This is a genomic window from Streptomyces sp. P17, assembly GCF_032436805.1.
Classification (GTDB): Bacteria; Actinomycetota; Actinomycetes; order Streptomycetales; family Streptomycetaceae; genus Streptomyces.
Window position 1 is genome coordinate 1 of the sequence record NZ_JAVRBF010001060.1, and the last position, 260, is coordinate 260.

Consider the following 260-nt stretch of genomic DNA (forward strand, 5'->3'; position numbering starts at 1 on the left):
GTTTAGTTGGTATCACACTTCTGGCTCCGGTATTCCTAATGCTGTGAAAGTGCTACTGGATGCTTGGGAAGATCGTGAGAGTGTTCTTGTTCGCTATCAAGCTCAAGATTCTGCCATTGTTAGTGAAGGTGAAGTATGGGTTGGTGATGCATCTATGTCAACTGGCGTTGAAGCTATTACTGATTTCACTTTTGATCTTCAAGGTTCTGGTGAGCTGACCAATACCTAACAGTAAGAACATTATCTAAATAACCTATGTC

The 260-nt window shown here is 41.5% G+C and carries 1 protein-coding gene; it reads left to right on the top strand.

Translation table 11 applies throughout. The features are described from left to right. A partial coding sequence (locus tag RMT89_RS43940) for a hypothetical protein (protein ID WP_315889352.1) occupies window positions 1-229 on the top strand: 229 nt, incomplete at its 5' end. Window positions 230-260 lie beyond the last annotated feature (31 nt).